This window comes from Sphingobacterium sp. UBA7855 (assembly GCA_002500745.1).
Classification (GTDB): Bacteria; Bacteroidota; Bacteroidia; order Sphingobacteriales; family Sphingobacteriaceae; genus Sphingobacterium.
The window spans coordinates 197,241-213,846 of record DLST01000002.1 but is presented as its reverse complement, the minus strand read 5'-3'; the positions used below and the strand labels follow the sequence as shown (position 1 = coordinate 213,846).

14 protein-coding genes are annotated in these 16,606 nt (G+C 42.5%); 10 read left to right on the top strand and 4 right to left on the bottom strand.

Going from position 1 to position 16,606, the window contains the following annotated elements; all coding sequences use genetic code 11:
- The first annotated feature begins 102 nt into the window (after nt 1-102).
- From B2107_RS01900 to pdeM, 4 genes are read left to right on the top strand one after another with little or no spacing between them, the layout of a single operon-like run.
- The gene (locus B2107_RS01900; RefSeq protein WP_293952640.1) at nt 103-1,101 is read left to right on the top strand and encodes a ligase-associated DNA damage response exonuclease; all 999 of its coding nucleotides are present in this window, start codon (nt 103-105) and stop codon (nt 1,099-1,101) included.
- A gap of 8 nt (nt 1,102-1,109) precedes the next feature.
- A complete protein-coding gene (locus tag B2107_RS01895; RefSeq protein ID WP_293952639.1) occupies nt 1,110-2,690 on the top strand; it encodes an ATP-dependent DNA ligase in 1,581 nt (526 codons plus the stop codon).
- Nucleotides 2,691-2,707: 17 nt separating this feature from the next.
- Nucleotides 2,708-5,170 carry a ligase-associated DNA damage response DEXH box helicase gene (locus B2107_RS01890; RefSeq protein WP_293952637.1) on the top strand — a complete coding sequence of 821 codons (2,463 nt, stop codon included), beginning with the start codon at nt 2,708-2,710 and terminating at the stop codon, nt 5,168-5,170.
- A complete protein-coding gene (gene pdeM, locus B2107_RS01885) occupies nt 5,167-5,832 on the top strand; it encodes a ligase-associated DNA damage response endonuclease PdeM (protein WP_293952635.1) in 666 nt (221 codons plus the stop codon). The genes B2107_RS01890 and pdeM overlap by 4 nt, the downstream gene beginning before the upstream one ends.
- Before the next feature lie 14 nt (nt 5,833-5,846).
- Here the strand turns inward: pdeM and B2107_RS01880 are convergent, their stop codons facing one another.
- The 4 genes from B2107_RS01880 to B2107_RS01865 form a co-directional block, all read right to left on the bottom strand.
- A complete protein-coding gene (locus B2107_RS01880) occupies nt 5,847-6,809 on the bottom strand; it encodes a helix-turn-helix transcriptional regulator (RefSeq protein ID WP_293952633.1) in 963 nt (320 codons plus the stop codon).
- A gap of 90 nt (nt 6,810-6,899) precedes the next feature.
- Nucleotides 6,900-7,691: a heme ABC transporter ATP-binding protein gene (locus tag B2107_RS01875; RefSeq protein WP_293952631.1), complete on the bottom strand. Its 792-nt coding sequence runs from the start codon at nt 7,689-7,691 to the stop codon at nt 6,900-6,902.
- Between the two features lie 33 nt (nt 7,692-7,724).
- Nucleotides 7,725-8,756: a FecCD family ABC transporter permease gene (locus B2107_RS01870; RefSeq protein WP_293952629.1), complete on the bottom strand. Its 1,032-nt coding sequence runs from the start codon at nt 8,754-8,756 to the stop codon at nt 7,725-7,727.
- A 5-nt stretch (nt 8,757-8,761) separates the two neighbouring features.
- Nucleotides 8,762-9,619, bottom strand: a complete 858-nt coding sequence (locus B2107_RS01865) for a heme/hemin ABC transporter substrate-binding protein (RefSeq protein WP_293952627.1) — start codon at nt 9,617-9,619, stop codon at nt 8,762-8,764.
- Between the two features lie 312 nt (nt 9,620-9,931).
- On the opposite strand from B2107_RS01865, the gene B2107_RS01860 reads away from it, so the two are divergent.
- From B2107_RS01860 to B2107_RS01835, 6 genes are all read left to right on the top strand, one after another.
- Nucleotides 9,932-12,310, top strand: coding sequence for a TonB-dependent receptor (locus B2107_RS01860; protein ID WP_293952625.1), 2,379 nt, complete (start codon nt 9,932-9,934; stop codon nt 12,308-12,310).
- Between the two features lie 47 nt (nt 12,311-12,357).
- Nucleotides 12,358-13,113 carry an HmuY family protein gene (locus tag B2107_RS01855; protein WP_293952623.1) on the top strand — a complete coding sequence of 252 codons (756 nt, stop codon included), beginning with the start codon at nt 12,358-12,360 and terminating at the stop codon, nt 13,111-13,113.
- Nucleotides 13,114-13,150: 37 nt separating this feature from the next.
- On the top strand, nt 13,151-13,774 hold the full coding sequence (locus B2107_RS01850; RefSeq protein WP_075992429.1) for a hypothetical protein: 624 nt from the start codon (nt 13,151-13,153) through the stop codon (nt 13,772-13,774).
- Between the two features lie 273 nt (nt 13,775-14,047).
- Complete coding sequence (locus B2107_RS01845; RefSeq protein ID WP_088161409.1) at nt 14,048-14,788, top strand: HmuY family protein; 741 nt, start codon at nt 14,048-14,050, stop codon at nt 14,786-14,788.
- Nucleotides 14,789-14,827: 39 nt separating this feature from the next.
- A complete protein-coding gene (locus B2107_RS01840; protein ID WP_293952616.1) occupies nt 14,828-15,814 on the top strand; it encodes a hypothetical protein in 987 nt (328 codons plus the stop codon).
- A gap of 67 nt (nt 15,815-15,881) precedes the next feature.
- The gene (locus B2107_RS01835) at nt 15,882-16,451 is read left to right on the top strand and encodes a hypothetical protein (protein ID WP_293952614.1); all 570 of its coding nucleotides are present in this window, start codon (nt 15,882-15,884) and stop codon (nt 16,449-16,451) included.
- The last annotated feature ends 155 nt before the right edge of the window (nt 16,452-16,606 follow it).

Genomic DNA, 16,606 nt, shown 5'->3' with positions numbered 1-16,606 from the left:
TTTAGCTGAATACCACTAATCAAATTGAGGATTACCAAAAGCAAGATATATCGGAATGAAATAAGTAAAACTTTAGTGTATCAAAGGCTGTTTTATTGATATATGATACGTTTTACATCGAAAGGTATATACTGTATTCCGGGCAAGTTTTATCTTGACCCCTGGAAACCTGTTGATCTGGCAGTTATCTCCCACGGTCATGCAGATCATGCTCACTGGGGAATGAAAAAATACCTCTGTCATCATTTTACAGTAAATATCCTTCGAAGCCGGATAGGCCCTGATATTCAAGTTCAGGGACTGGCTTACAATGAACCTATACATATTAATGGTGTACGTGTTTCTTTGCATCCGGCGGGTCATATTATTGGCTCCGCCCAGATCCGACTTGAGTATAAAGGGAAAGTGGTTGTATTTACGGGGGATTATAAAATACAGGACGACGGCCTATCGACACCTTTTGAACCAATTAAATGTCATGAACTTATTACAGAAAGCACCTTTGGTCTCCCTATTTATCGTTGGGAGCCAGTTGATACGCAAAATGAACGCTTGCAATCGTGGATTAAAAACAACCAGAGCAATAGAAAAACTTCAGTATTTATAGGTTATTCACTGGGAAAGTCGCAGCGCATTTTAAATGCAGTTCATGAGATGGGTCCAGTATTTGTTCACTATAGTATTGCTAAACTTAATGAAGCTTACCTTCAAGAAGGAATAAAATTACCGCCCTATCAAATTGTAGATCTAAAGGAAGGACTCAAAGTACTCGACAATCAGATTGTATTACTTCCACCTGCCTTATTGGATAGCCAAACGCTTCAAAAGATACCGAATATGGCTTATGCGATCTGTTCGGGCTGGATGCAAATCCGCGGTGCACGACGATGGCGTAGTGCTGATGCAGGATTTGCGATCAGTGACCACGCCGACTGGCCTGGTTTACTGCAAGCTGTACGTGGAAGTGCAGCGGAAAAAGTATATGTCACACACGGTCAGACGGCAACATTCGCCAAATACCTGAATGAAATCGGTATTGAAGCCGAAGAAGTCACGACTCAGTACGGTGATGAAGAAGATCCTCAGGAACAAACGACTTAAGACAGCCCATGAAAGAATTTGCGAACTTAATCAATGCGCTGGACAGCAGCAATAAGACGAACTTGAAAAAAGAGGCTATTTTGGAGTTTTTTAATCGAGCCTCTGAAAAAGACAAACTTTGGTTTTTAGCACTGATGACAGGAAAAAGACCTAAACGTAGCATTGCTGTAAAGGATCTCAAGATTTGGACATTAGAAATAACGGAAATTCCTGAATGGTTATTTGTCGAATCATACGCCGCTGTAGGAGATCTATCCGAGACCTTATCCCTACTTTTACCGCCTGCATCTCAACTGATAGAAAAAAGCTTAAGTGAATGGATGGATGAAATTACCACCCTGCAGCATGCCACAATTGCGGAAAAGAAAACTTTTGTTCTACATTCTTGGAATGTACTGACTACAGTCGAGCGTTTCATCTTTAACAAACTTCTGGGCGGAAGCTTCCGTTTGGGGATTTCCGCAAAAGGCCTTATCAATACCATAGCACAATATACAGGTACCGAAGCAAGTGCCGTAGCACATAGCATTATGGGTGAGTGGAATCCGAATGAAGTCGAATTCGAAAAGCTCGTCCGCGGTGCATATAGTGACACAAATTTGTCCAAACCTTACCCTTTTTGCCTCGCTTATCCTATTGAAAAAGATGCTGAGCAGCTCGGAAAGATTACCACATGGCAAGCTGAATACAAATGGGATGGTATCCGTGGACAGCTGATCAAACGCAATGAAGATATCCACATCTGGTCTCGCGGCGAAGAGCTCGTCACGGCCCAGTTTCCGGAAATTACAGCAGCACTTAGTCAATGGGAAGGAGATTTCGTACTGGATGGAGAAATTCTTGCTGTTAAAGACGGACAGGTACGCAACTTTTCCGAACTTCAAAAAAGGATCAATCGCAAAACCATTCCAAAAGCGCTTCGAGATGAAGTCCCTATTTCAGTTTACCTTTATGATCTGTTGGAACTCCATGGTAACGATCTTCGCGATAAGCCGCTAGCCTATAGGCGCTCCTTGCTGGAACAACTCCATACAGCAAATCGGGATACCATCTTAAAATTGTCACCCTTGATACATGCTGAAAACTGGACAGCACTCCAACAGATTCAGGCGGCAGCGCGCGAAATCAACAGTGAGGGTATCATGCTTAAGAAAATTGATTCCACGTATCATGCAGGCCGCAAAAAAGGAGATTGGTGGAAGTGGAAAGTAAATCCCATGAGCATCGATGCCGTACTCATTTACGCACAAAAAGGAAGCGGCCGCCGCAGCGCTCATTACACAGATTATACCTTTGCCGTAAAGGATGGAGATCAGTTAGTCACTATTGCCAAAGCTTATTCAGGACTTACCGATAAAGAAATCCTTGAGGTAAGCCGATTTGTGAAAAAGAATTCAATCGAAAAGTTCGGTCCGGTGAGAACGGTTAAACCCGAACTTGTTTTTGAGATTGCCTTTGAAGGAATTGGATACAGTAAACGCCACAAATCTGGTGTAGCATTGCGATTTCCGAGGATATTGCGCTGGCGAAAAGATAAAACTGTTGCGGATATCGACGAATTGGATAACGTTAAAAAATTGATACAATAAAAGTTTGATAGCATACAGTGAGCGATAAAATAGTACAAAGTGAGGGATTTCGAATTGTAAACAATTATTTTGAATCCCAAGGAAATAGCCCCTTTAGCTTTCAGACAAAGGCCTGGGAGAAGTATGCACAGGGATACAGTGGACTGGTTATCGCCCCCACAGGATTTGGAAAAACCTTTTCGCTATTTATGGCGGTATTGATAGATTTTCTAAATAAGCCAGAACGGTATCAAAAGGGATTAAAACTACTGTGGATAACTCCGTTGCGCTCGTTAGCGAAAGATCTTGCCCGTGCCATGCAAAAAGCCATAGACGATATCGGACTGGATTGGGTAGTAGAGGTTCGCAATGGGGATACCGATGCCAAGGTCAAAGCCAGACAGACGCGATCGATGCCTGATATCCTCCTGGTTACGCCAGAAAGTTTGCATTTGCTACTGGCGCACAAACAACGTGACAAATATTTTAAGAATCTCCAATGCGTAACGGTCGATGAATGGCATGAACTTATGGGCAACAAACGCGGTGTTATGGTCGAGCTCGCTCTCGCATTTCTCAAATCACAATTTAGAGCATTGCGTGTTTGGGGTATCACAGCGACAATTGGCAATCTCGACGAAGCAATGGAAGTTCTATTACCAACGGAAAAAAAGCACATTAAAATTGTTGCCAAAGAAAAAAAGCGGATTGCAATCAAACCGATTTACCCTAGTAAAGTAGAACTACTGCCATGGGCAGGTCACCTAGGAGGAAACTTGGCTGATCAAGTCGTTCCTATTATACTCAATAGTAAAAGTACCATTCTCTTCACCAATACACGCAGCCAAAGTGAGATGTGGTATCAGCTCCTTTTACAGGCGCACCCCGATTTTGCCGGACAAATTGCCCTCCACCACAGCTCAATCGATGCGCACATTCGTGAATGGATCGAGGAGAATCTTAGTAGCGGTAAACTTAAGGCTGTTGTATCAACCTCTTCATTAGATTTAGGTGTAGATTTCAAGCCCGTGGATACAGTTATTCAGGTAGGATCAAGCAAAGGTGTAGCTCGATTTATGCAACGCGCTGGCAGAAGCGGACATAGTCCTTTCGAAACATCAACGATCTACTTCGTTCCAACACACTCACTGGAGCTGATTGAGGTTGCAGCGCTGAAAGATGCTGTGAAAACCCAAACCATTGAAAACCGCGACCCGATGGTGCAGACGTTTGATGTACTCGTTCAATTCATGGTAACAATCGCTTTGGGCGGAGGATTTCGTTCGGAAGAACTGCATGCGACTATTGCCAATACCCATGCCTTTAGATACATGGAAGAGCAAGAATGGCAATGGTGCATGTATTTTATCACCGCAGGCGGAAAGATCGGTAAACGCTACGAAGAATTCCATAAAGTTATACAAGATGAAGAGGGAAATTGGATTATCAAAAACCGTCGTTTGGCTTTGCTGCATCGACTCAATATTGGTGCCATTGTAGGCGATGCCATGATGCGTGTCAAGTTTCTTTCGGGCGGCTACATCGGAATGATCGAGGAATACTTCATAAGCAAACTTAAAAAAGGTGAGCGGTTCATACTCGCAGGACGAATCCTGGAACTTATTATGGTTAAGGACATGACTGTATTTGTAAAAAATTCATCTGGAAAAGCCATAACGCCAAGCTGGCTTGGCGGCAGACTACCGCTGTCGTCCAATCTCAGTCACTTTCTTCGAAAAAAGCTCTCCGAATCTCAAACTCCCCCCTCAAATGAAAAAGAACTGCAATTTTTAGCTCCTCTTATAGCAAAGCAATCCTCCCTTTCTGCAGTACCGAGTGAATCGGAATTCTTGGTTGAGCATATCAAAACGAAAGAAGGTTATCATCTCTTTTTCTATCCTTTGGAAGGTAGGTTAATACATGAGGTGATGGCTGCCCTCGTCGCTTATCGTATCAGCAAATTGTATCCCATCAGTTTTTCCATGGCCATGAATGACTATGGTTTTGAACTCTATTCCGATAAAGAAATTCAACTGACCCAGACTCAGCTCGAAGCAGTCTTGAGTCGTAAAAACCTAATGGAAGACGTTATTAGCAGCATCAACTCTGCCGAAATGGCCAGCCGCAAATTTAGGGATATCGCTGTTATTTCGGGATTGGTTGTTCAAAACTACCCGGGCACACAGCAAAACAACAAATCCCTGCAAGCATCATCAGGAATTATTTTCCGGGTACTGATGGAACACGATCCCGACAATTTACTACTTAAACAAGCTTTTAGCGAAGTATTTAATCAGCAGTTGGAAGAATATCGTTTAGTAAAAGCGTTCGACAGGATTAATAATAGCAAAATACGTTATACCTTTGCCCAAGAATATACGCCATTAAGCTTTCCCATTAAGGTAGACAGTCTCCGGCAGTCGTTGTCGAGTGAGGCACTGATTGAACGTATTCAACGGATGGAGAAGAGCAACGCGCAAAAAAAGAAACGTAGAAGATGAAGCTTTCTGAACAAACAATCACATTCAATAAACAACAATTAACACTTAACAATCAAAGGTCTATATTTTGGCAAGCAGAAAAAGCATTGATCCTATCAGACCTCCATCTTGGCAAAGCTGCACATTTCAGAAAAAACGGCATTGCCATCCCTACTGATACAGCTATTGCCGATCTTAAACGACTTGAAGGCTTAGTAGATCACTATAAACCCGATCAAGTTATTGTGGTCGGTGATCTCGTTCATGCAAGTATCAATAGTGAAGTCCTGTTACTGGAAGAGTTCAGGAAAAGATATACAGGACTCAAGCTCCACCTGGTCAAAGGAAATCATGATCGGCTATCGAAAAATATCACCGAGCAATTTGCTATCCAACATCATGACGAAGTTTTTGCTCTACAGCAAATACAATTTAAACACCATCCTTCCGACGCAATCGATCCGTCATCGTTCCGGATTAGTGGCCACTTACATCCGGGGGTGAGTATCGTTATACCACCAAAGCGACAACTTCGCCTACCTTGTTTTTTAGTCTCTGAGCATCAGATCATACTACCTGCATTTAGCAAATTTACAGGAATTGACAGCAGGGAACTATCCATTAAATATAAATGTTACGCAATCTCAGAAGACCTCATTTTTCCTATTCAAAAAGGCAGGTAGCAATGAAAATTTAATTACATTTTGAGCTCGCCAGGCGAAATCCCATAATATTTTTTAAAAGCGCTGCTAAAGTTATTCTGATGTCCATAGCCCGTTAATAATGCAACCTCGTAAACTGTCATTTTGTCTTCCAAAAGATAGCTTTTGGCCTTTTCCATTCGTACCCGTATAAGGTAATCGTGGATAGTAACCGAAAAATACTCTTTAAAATCCTTTCGGAGTTTACTCTCACTGGTGAGTACCTCTGCAGCGAGTTCCTTTTGGGTTGGTGGATTTGCAATGCGTTGTTCCAAGATTTGCCGAGCCATCTCCAGGCGTTGCACGTCCTCTTCGTGGAATAATGAGTTACTACTTTCCTTCTTCTCGTTATATTGCTCAAATTGGTACATCAATAATTCAACAATACGCGATTCAGTATGCAATCGGCGGATCTCACCTTTCTTTTTGGATTCAATCAATTCAGCTATGGTATGCTGCATCTCGTAAGTTGCTATCAGGTCCTCTTCTGAGTACGATGTATACTCTCCCTTTTCGATCTCGTGCACAAATTGTTGATGCAACAGCGAGTCACGTTTAATCAGATTGAGATAATATTCCTTCGATATAACGGCTATAAAGTAAGTATATTCGATTCCAGGCTCTACATCATGAATAGATTTAATCGAAGGAATATAACGGATATTGTGTCTGCTCATACCATAGGGTAGTTTACTGTCTGTCGGCTTAAAAAATATAAACTGACTTGTGATTGTCTCCCCTTCAATCTCCGTAAGCACTTGTACAGGCCGATCAAACTGCATCTTTGAATGCAAGATAAACAATCCTGAAGTGGATAGCTGGAAATTCTTCATATGCACAGGATCCTTGGATATGGATACTCTATTTTCCACTAAAGGTTTGTCAGGAACATAACTATCCGGAATCTCCTCTTCAAAAAGCCAATCTGATAACTCTACTATTTTACTTTTAACCAACATGATTACAAATACAAAATATGTCCGAAATATTCAAAATTAAAGAAATAAGTTGGCACGTTAAAATTATTTATAATCTTTCTAAATAAAAACCTAACCCAGATCAATATCCATTTCCTCCAACTGAACATACGGTTTCAATGTTCTTGGATTCATAATGACGTTTGATTCCACCGAAAAGATGGTATAAATTTCCTTTTGGGCGAGCACCTCTACAGGCGTTCCATGAAAAAGCTTACGCCCATTTTTTAGCATGAGGATACGATCGGCATACATTGCCGCAAAATTGACATCATGCACAATCAGCACTACCATAAATCCTTTACGGGCAAGCGCACGGGCTATCGCAAGGACTTTCTGCTGATAGTGTAAATCGAGGGCAGAGATTGGCTCATCCAATAACAGCAGTGAATCCGGATTGTCCCAGACCTGTGCCAAGATGCGTGCAAGATGGACACGCTGCTGTTCGCCACCCGATAAGCTCAGAAAATCCCGCTCAGCGAAAGCCGACACCCCACAAAGCTCCATGGTTTCCGCAACGACACTATAGTCATGTTCCTTCGGTGTATTCTTGTAATGCGGATACCTTCCCATCAGCACAATTTCCTTCACGTTAAAGCTTAGCGTCATCTGCTGCTGCTGGCTCAACAGCGCCCTGCATTTAGAGAGCGTCGCTGGGTCATATGTTGATAAAGCCTTTCCATTAAGATGAACAGCTCCCGAATCAGGCTTCTTTTCACCACAAAGCACCCCAATCAGCGTAGATTTACCAGCGCCATTGGCTCCTAGAATTGCTAGAACTTCACCTTTGCGCACCTGAAAGGTAATATCCTTCAGGAGCTTTCGTCCGTTCACTTCATAGTTGATCTTCTCTACACGTAGCATAATGCGATTATTTTTTAAGCTTCTGCCAAAAGGCTATTTATCTTTGATTAAAATATACAAGAATACAGGTGTACCCAGTAATGCTGTAATCACGCCGATGGGCAATTCGATGGGTGCCACAGCGACCCGGGCGATCACATCCGCCAATGTCAACACCAGTGCCCCTAATAGCAATGAACCAGGAAGCACAAATCTGTGATCCGCCCCACCCATCAGGCGAACTGTATGTGGAACAATCAATCCCACAAATCCGATGATGCCCGATACGGCAACAGAAGCTCCCACTGCTAATGTGGAGAGGATGACAACCCATCGTTTGACACGGTCCGTGCGCATCCCCAATAGATCTGCCTGCAGTTCCCCCAATGCAAAAGCATTTAGCGACTTACCAAAAAAGGGCAATATCAATATCGGGATCAAAATAAATGGCGCCAAAGCCGTTAAGTTATTCCAAGTAGCACCGCCCAAACTGCCCAGCATCCAGAAAGTGATGGTACGCAACTGCTGTTCTGTAGACAGATAAGTCATCAAACCTGTTAGCGCCCCCGCAAATGCATTAATAGCAATCCCCGCCAATAACATGGTGGTTACATTGGGGCGCCCGTTCTTGCTTGCAATACGGTAAACGAGAAAGGCTGTTAAACCCGCCCCCACAAACGCACCAAAAGCCAATAAATAATAACCTATCCAGGCAGATAATGAAGTAAAGAGGAAAGTCTCAAAGGCAATAATCAATACCGCAAAAAGAGACGCTCCTGACGAAATCCCAATCAGTCCTGGTTCAGCCAGCGGATTACGGAATATACCTTGGATTGCAGCACCGGATATACCAAGCGCTGCACCTACCAAAAGTCCGAGCAAAAGACGCGGCATACGAATCTCAAAAAGAACATCTCCTTGCATATCAGGCACACTGCTGGCACTCCCCAAGTGCAATTTTTGCATCAACATCGTTAAGATATCAGCGGACGGAATATGATAAGCCCCCATCCCCAAGGCAACGATACTGACAACAACCAATACCAGGCCCAAAGCCAATAGGATAAATTTCTGCTTCTTTTGCACCGGCTTTATTTTGAATCCATTACTTTTCCAAATCCATGGTGCAATGCTAAGATTGCGTCAGGCAGCCGGTTACTGAAATTGACCAGTAGTGAGGCATTCATCACCAAGATACGGCCGTTTTTACCCGCATTCGTAATACGCATGCCCGGCAATTTGAGGATAGCATCCTCTCCGCCAAGACTACTCGCGCCAAAATCAAATAGCAACACAATATCTGGATTGGCCTGCACCAGCGCTTCCGTCGTATAGGGCTTGAAATCCGAAAATTCCTGAACCGCATTTTTACCACCAGCCAGATTAATCATCGCATCCAGGCTACTGCCCTTACCTGCCACACTCATGGTACCTGTACCACGGGCATATAAAAACAATACTTTGGGCGCTGCTTTACCCTGATTTTCCTTCTTTACTAATTCCATGGTATGATCCAAGCTTACTTTCGTGCGGGAAACCAGATTTTTACCGGCGGCAGATTCACCGACGGCATCTGCGACCTCCTGGATGTAACGAAGTGCCCCCGGAACAGAATAATTTGGTTTAATGGAGACGAACTTCACACCAGCCGCACGGATCTGCTGAATGACCGATTTGGATACATCGCCTTCATTCGCAATGACGATGCTCGGTTTAAAAGATAACAGACCTTCGGCCGAAACCGACCGATTTTTGCTTACCCTCGGCAAGGCTGCAGCCGCTTTGGGCGATATACTTGTCACATCGGTAGCGACCATGCGCTCGCCTACTCCCAGTCCGTAGATCGTTTCGGTCAACGAACTGTTTAACGTAATGATTCTCTGCTGTGCCGTCGCCCATCCACCGATTTGCATCACAAAACACAGTATAACAACATAAAATCTACTCATCGTAATTTTTTATCTCCATGATGACGATAGCGGATTTCCAGGAATGGTTTTCGCATCTCGCCTTTCAACTTGAGTACAAAACAAATCAATAATCAGTCTAAATACAAATTATATCGAATCTTTCAGAAGAGCACACCACAACATAAAAAGAAGTATAAAATACTAATAAACAACAATATAACCCTTAAAATATACTACTTTTCAGTCCGCAAAAAACGGATTAAATAGAATTTATGACATTTTGCATAGAGAAAAATTCAGACGGATTACCGTTTTTTGTAACATTATTTAGAATTAGTAAAAATAAAAATAGTGTTTAGAAGCATCTCATCTATTCGAACAAGCACCCTGATCGCCTTATGTGCCTGCCAGGTTTATACCCTGCAAGCACAGGAAAAATGGAAAATCTCCGGTGTATTGAAAAACGAATCCAATAAAGGCGTAGCCAATGCGACCGTATATCTTTATCCGGACAAATATGCTTTTAAAACAGATACTGCAGGGAGATTTCAATTTAGTCAGCTCTATGCTGGGCGCTACGAATTACAGGTACAGGCCATGGGTTATCAGCAGTACCGTCAAGTTATCGATTTGGAAGACAAAAATCAGCAGTTGAACATTGTGTTAAAAGCTGAAGAAAGGCAGATGGATGTAGTTGATGTGCAGGGTAAAGCGCAGGCTGTAGACAATCTCGTTAAGGCCGAAAATGCCGCCATGCCCGTTAAAGTCATCACCAAACGTGAAATTGAGCTTATGGGCAGCCGCCGACTGGATGAAGTTCTAAAAGAACAGACGGGTATAGCCATCGTCAACGATATTGCCGGGGGCTCCCGAGCCGTCGGTGTACAGATCCAGGGATTCAGCAGCAACTACGTGATGGTCCTTGTAGACGGACAACCCATGCTGGGGCGCAACAGTGGCAATTTTGACCTATCCCGTATCTCGGTGACCAACATCGAACGTATCGAAATCATCAAAGGCGCATCCTCCTGCTTATACGGCAGTGACGCATTAGGTGGTGCGATCAATATCATTACTCGCCATGGTGCAATCACACCACAGGCACAGGCATCGCTTCTTTATGGCAGTCTCAATACCGTTGATGCAACGCTGGAAGCCGAAACACCTTTTGCTAATCAACGCGGGAGCGCCGTCTTTTCGGGCAATTACTACCGCACGGATGGTTTTAATACCGACAAGCAGTATCTGGACTCCAAGAGCACCACATTTCCACCCTATACCAACTATAGTTTCCAGGGGCGAGTGCGTTATCGTACAAGCAAAAATGGCACTTTGGGCGTTACAGGGCGTTATGCAGCCCGAGAATCTGAAATGATCAATGCATGGTCCGAATCGGCCGCACTACAGGATAAACAAAAAGATCAGGACATCAATCTTTCGGCGAGTTACGACCATAATTTCGAGTCGGGACTGCGCAGTATGACGCGTTACTATTTCTCGCGTTTCCACTCCCAGATTGCCGCACAATGGTTGCAACAAGGTATTGTTGCAAGTGCCGAGCAATTCGGTCAGAATGTACACCGCATTGAACAGCAATTTGCGTATAGCCCCGCACAGCAGGTCAAACTTACCGGTGGTGTAGGCGGCAGTCTTGAACTGATGGACAACCAGGATCTGGATGCCAAGCGCTCTTTGAACAGCGCATTCGCCTATTTGCAGACCGAATGGAAACCTGTAGACCGCTTATTGACGACGCTGGGTCTACGCTACGATCAGACCAATGTCTACAATGGCCATCTGAGTCCAAGTTTGGGTATACAATACCATGTCAGCCCTAAGCTTTTGATCAAAGGTGGTATCGGAGCAGGATTTAAGGCACCCGACTATAAAATGCGCTATCAGGTCTTTTTCAATCCAGCAGCCAACTATTTGGTCGTCGGTTCAGAGAGCGTAGCCGATGTGATTGCAGCCATGGATCAAGCCGGAGAACTGAGTTATAAAAACAGCTATATGCTCAATTTGGTAGCGGGTAATCTCAAAGCCGAAACCAGCATTTCAAACAATATTGGACTTACCTGGAGTCCGTCCAATAGATTTCAGGCCGATTTCTCGGTCTTCTACCATCGGATCAACAATCAGATCAACACAGTCAGTGTAGGTAACGGGACCAAAGTAGCACAGATCTATAGCTACCGCAACCTGCCCAAAGCCATGAACAAAGGTTTTGAAGTTTCATTGACCTATCAGGCGACCAAAGATCTGCAATTGTCGATGGGCTATCAATACCTGATTGCCAAAGACTTGAGTGTTTTGGATAGTATTGCCAAGGGAAGTTATCCCTATAACCAGATCAACGATCCCGCTACAGGCGAATATCGCCAGAGTAAAAAATCGGATTATTGGGGTATTGAGGACCGTTCGAGACACATGTTCAATGCAAAAGCCCAATATGAATATAAACCCTGGGGCGTCAATGTCAATGCGCGTGTCAATTTCAGAAGTGCCACACCTTTTCAGGAATACAATGGCAACCAGTTTATCGACAAATATGACATCTTTATCCCCTATCATACACTGGTGAATATGACGGTAGAAAAGAGTCTGATGAACCGCAGATTGACACTGCGTCTGATCGGTGACAATTTATTCAATTTTACAAGCCGTTATTTACTTGGGCAACCTGGACGCGTTATTATGGGCGGCGTGAGCTACCGTTGGATAAAAGAATAATAAGGACTAATGAACAAGAATTTAGCACACAAAGTACAAGATAAAAGATGAGAACGATTCGCATGATTATTGGAGAATGTAGCATCTGGCTTTCCTTTCACAAGATTGGCCGTTGTATTTTTTCAGCACTATTGTTATTGACAGTGGTATCCTGTGGGAAAGATAAAGACTATACGATCGGATTAGAAGATGGCAAAAGTACAATGATCAAAGATCTTGCTGGCGATACCGATGCAGCCATGGGCGAAGGTACTGAAGGAAAAGAGCAAAGACCATTTTTTATATTTCTTTTTCGTTTTAAAGATCAAAAGCAAATATGGGTTAAGACCAAAGCCGATTCTGCGCAGTGGCTTAAAACAAAGGATTGGGATATTGCCTTTACAGGTCCTTATAATTCAGAGATCTATGTGAACAATTCCCAGCATGAATACAATCCGGGTTATGGCGGCCAGGCAAATAATACCGCTGTGGTTTTACTGCGACAAGCCTATCAGAGTGTCACTGTAGCCCCTTCGGATGAAGAGTTTAATAAAAGTGAAGTAAACAAAATTGGCTGGGCAGCAACAGATGGTTCGGATGGCTGGTTTCGCTATAGTTTGAGCACCCATATTATGCAGGCGCTCCCCAATCGTACCTATGCGATTCGCTTACCCGATGGCAAATATGCCAAATTACAGCTGATCAATGCCTATAAGGGAAACCCAGCGGCGGTAACCAACCTAAATTGGCCTGCCCCATACTATACATTTAGATATTATGTACAGCAGGATGGCAGCAAAGACTTAAATACAAACACATTATAATAAGATAATAAGGAAAAATTACACAATTAAATTAAAGATGAATAGATTATTTACAACAGCAGCACTACTATGTGCATTGAGTTTAGGTTTTACTTCTTGTAGCAAGGACGAGGCAGTGGTAGAGGAGCCAACGGAGCAACCAGAAGAAAAGCCTGAGGACCCAAAACTTAGTGATGAGACAGCTGTTTCATCAACTGCAACAATCGCAGTTCCTTCTGGCGTAAAGACTTTTTATGATTTTAAAACAAATACTGTTCAGGAAGAAACTAAGAGTATGATCAATCTTTCGGGGATGTATGGTTCAACTTTACAAAACACTTCATCAGATAATTATAAAATGGGCTATTTTGATCAGGCAAACACGAGTATTGAAAAGCTGACACTAACATCGGTATTAGCAGCCAACATCACTTTGACTGACAAACTCGGCATTGATGCGTCAAGTGCCGGAGCACCGGTGACAGGCCCAACATGGATTATCTATGATTTTGCAAACAATCATGCTGTCTACCCTACTGCCAATCGGTACATCGTAATGTACAAAGGTGAGAAATTGAATAACGAAGCAGATGAGCTTTATGTAATTCAAGCAGGCGGCATTACTGCAGCTAATGGAAATGCAACCTATAACATCAATTTTAAAAAGTTTGTTAAACAGTAGTAAACTGAAATATAAGTTTGAGAAGGTCTATTGAGAAGGCCTAAAGAAACATACTAGCAAATCAGCTGATTAAAATTCCAGCTGCTTTTGTTAACCAAAAATCAAAAACCGAAAAAAATATATTAAATACCAATTTTCATACATACTTTATCAGCAAAAGATTTTATCTTTACTATTATTTAGAATCAATTTAAATAAAAATACCATACTAACAACCATACTACATGTATAGAAAAGGGACAAAGTATCGACTAACACAAAAAACTAGTAACAATGAAAATAAAGAAACGCAGCAACCTATTAAAATTCATACCGGTATTGGCATTTTTAATTGTGTTGGGGGCCTGTAGCAAAAGCGAGCCCACAGTAGTAGAGCCTGAACCAGATCCTGTTGCACCAGAAGCTATGTTTAACCGCTTGATTACGGTTAAGAACTTTGGCGAAGACTTACCTGCTGGGAGTGCACCAACCACGGCGCAATCACCAATATATTACAGCCTGGAACAGAACAAAGCTGTGACACCGGATTATAAACTAACCGCACGATGGGACATCTCTTGCTCAGAAATATACCGCAGTTTTATCAATTGCAACAATACAGCAAATGGATTTGGTAAAGGTGGCCCAGGGAAAGGCGGTATACTCATTGTGAAGAAAAAATTTGAAGATGTAATCGATATCCCTTCAGACGCCGAGTTTCGCAAAGGTGAAAAAGCATATGGTACAGATGATTCAGGAGCATTTGGTGAAGGTCTAGGTTGGTATTTATATGATTTTGATGGCGTAATCAAAGGTGGTGGAGCCGAAAACAAAAAACACGTTTGCTATCCTATCGAAAACAATACATTGATCGTCCGTACAGCCCAGGGGAATTATGCCAAGATCAAGATACAAAGCATCTATAAAGACCTCTTGGATCCAAAAGATTGGTTTAAAGATTCACCAACACCCTACTTTTCTTTCCAATATGTACTTGCCAAAGCTGGCAGTACCAAATTTACAATCACTAACTAAAAAAATAAGCATAGCTTACTTATTAGACACTAAACTAACATGAAAAGAATATACAGCATTTTAAGCTTCCTTTTTGTAGGATTGCTGCTAACCCGCTGCACCAAAACGGAAGAACTAGCCTTACTTCCAGCAGATAAAATACTGGAATACAAAGTCACCAATCTTCCAAATGACGAAGTTATTTATGGAGCCATCGACAATGAGGCCAATACCATTACGGTTTATGTCCCCTACTACTACGGTCTATTGGTGATAGATCCGAACATTAAACTCTCCAATGGAGCCAGTATAGCCGAAGAAATTTTGCCTGTTAAAACAGATGAAAAGAACCAGACGTATACTGTAAAGTCCGCTACAGGTACCACAAGAACCTATAGCTTAAAGATTGAATTGCAAAGTACACCATCTTTTGAAGCGACTTTTGCATCGACATCTTCTATTTCGCTTACAAAAGGCCCTGGAGGTGCTTTTCCAGCCATTAATGGAACCTTTATGCATACCAATCCTTCATTGGTGAGTATTGCATTGATTAATCAAGAAACCAAGGAGCGATTTAAGATGGCTACGCCCAATAGCTTGAAAGTTTCGGTGATTGGATACCAATTAAGCTATACGGGTACCGAACGGGAAAACCGCATTCCATCCGATATTAAAGCAGGCATTTATGATGTAGAGGTGACCAACATCAACCATACCATTACATTAGCCAATCCGCTCAAAATTACATATCGTCAACCGGATGTAATTGTTAGCTTATCGGGTCTAAATTTGGCAAAAAATAAAGACTGGACCATTAAAGCCAACTTAGATAAAGTAATTTTAGATCCGACAGCTGTTATTATGACACTCAATGGAAAGGATTATCCATTGACCATTAAATCTTATAACCGTACCGAAATGACGGTTTCCTTACCAACAAATCTTCCAATCGGAACCTTTGATAACTTACAGATCAAATTCCAATTTAAAGACTGGGCCGATGTTGTAAAGACACAGTTGTCTCCAAGTACAATAACGGAATCATAAACAAGCATCCACAGTATGCCATGGTGGCATCAAAATTAAATAAATTAAAACAAGAGGAGATCTCGATATGAACTCAAACATCAAAACTATCTTAAAATCAGCGATGGCCGTGACTGTGCTATCGGCAGCAGTATGGGCAGCAGCCCCAACAAAAGAATCAGCAACAGCTCCTTTAGCGCTGAACCAAGCTAAGGCAAATAGTAACTACACTGTTGTAGGTCAATGGTGGAGCCCAGCAGCTGCAGCAACTTGGCCTGCAGTCTATGTAGACCTTGCTACAGGTGCACAAAGCTTAAGTAGCTCTGGCCAAGTTGCATTCTTTAGCCATGTAAATGGTTCGATCAAGGCTAATGGATCTTATTCGATCAGAACGGTAGCAAAAGACATCGCTTCCGTTACAGCATCAGATTGGGCAACAGCGACTCCAGTATCATCACAGGGTAGTGGCGAATGGTATGAATATGATTTAGATAGCCATGCAAACCAAGCAATCCAACCTTTGACAGTGTTGGTCGGAAATTCTTCCGGAGCTTCGTATGCTGTTAAGTTAATTAATTTTACAAATGTTGGCCAACAAGTAGTGGCAGGTCAATTACAAGTAAAAGCAGATACCAGTATCGAAGTTAAGGCATTATAGTCCTTCCTATTTAATGAATGAAAGATTCCGCAACCTGGTGGATGGGTTGCGGATCTTTATAACCTAATCATCATCCGCATAACGATTTTTTAACCAAAAAAAATTATGCAACACTCATTTTTGAAAAAACAAATACATATCATTCAATTTCTAGC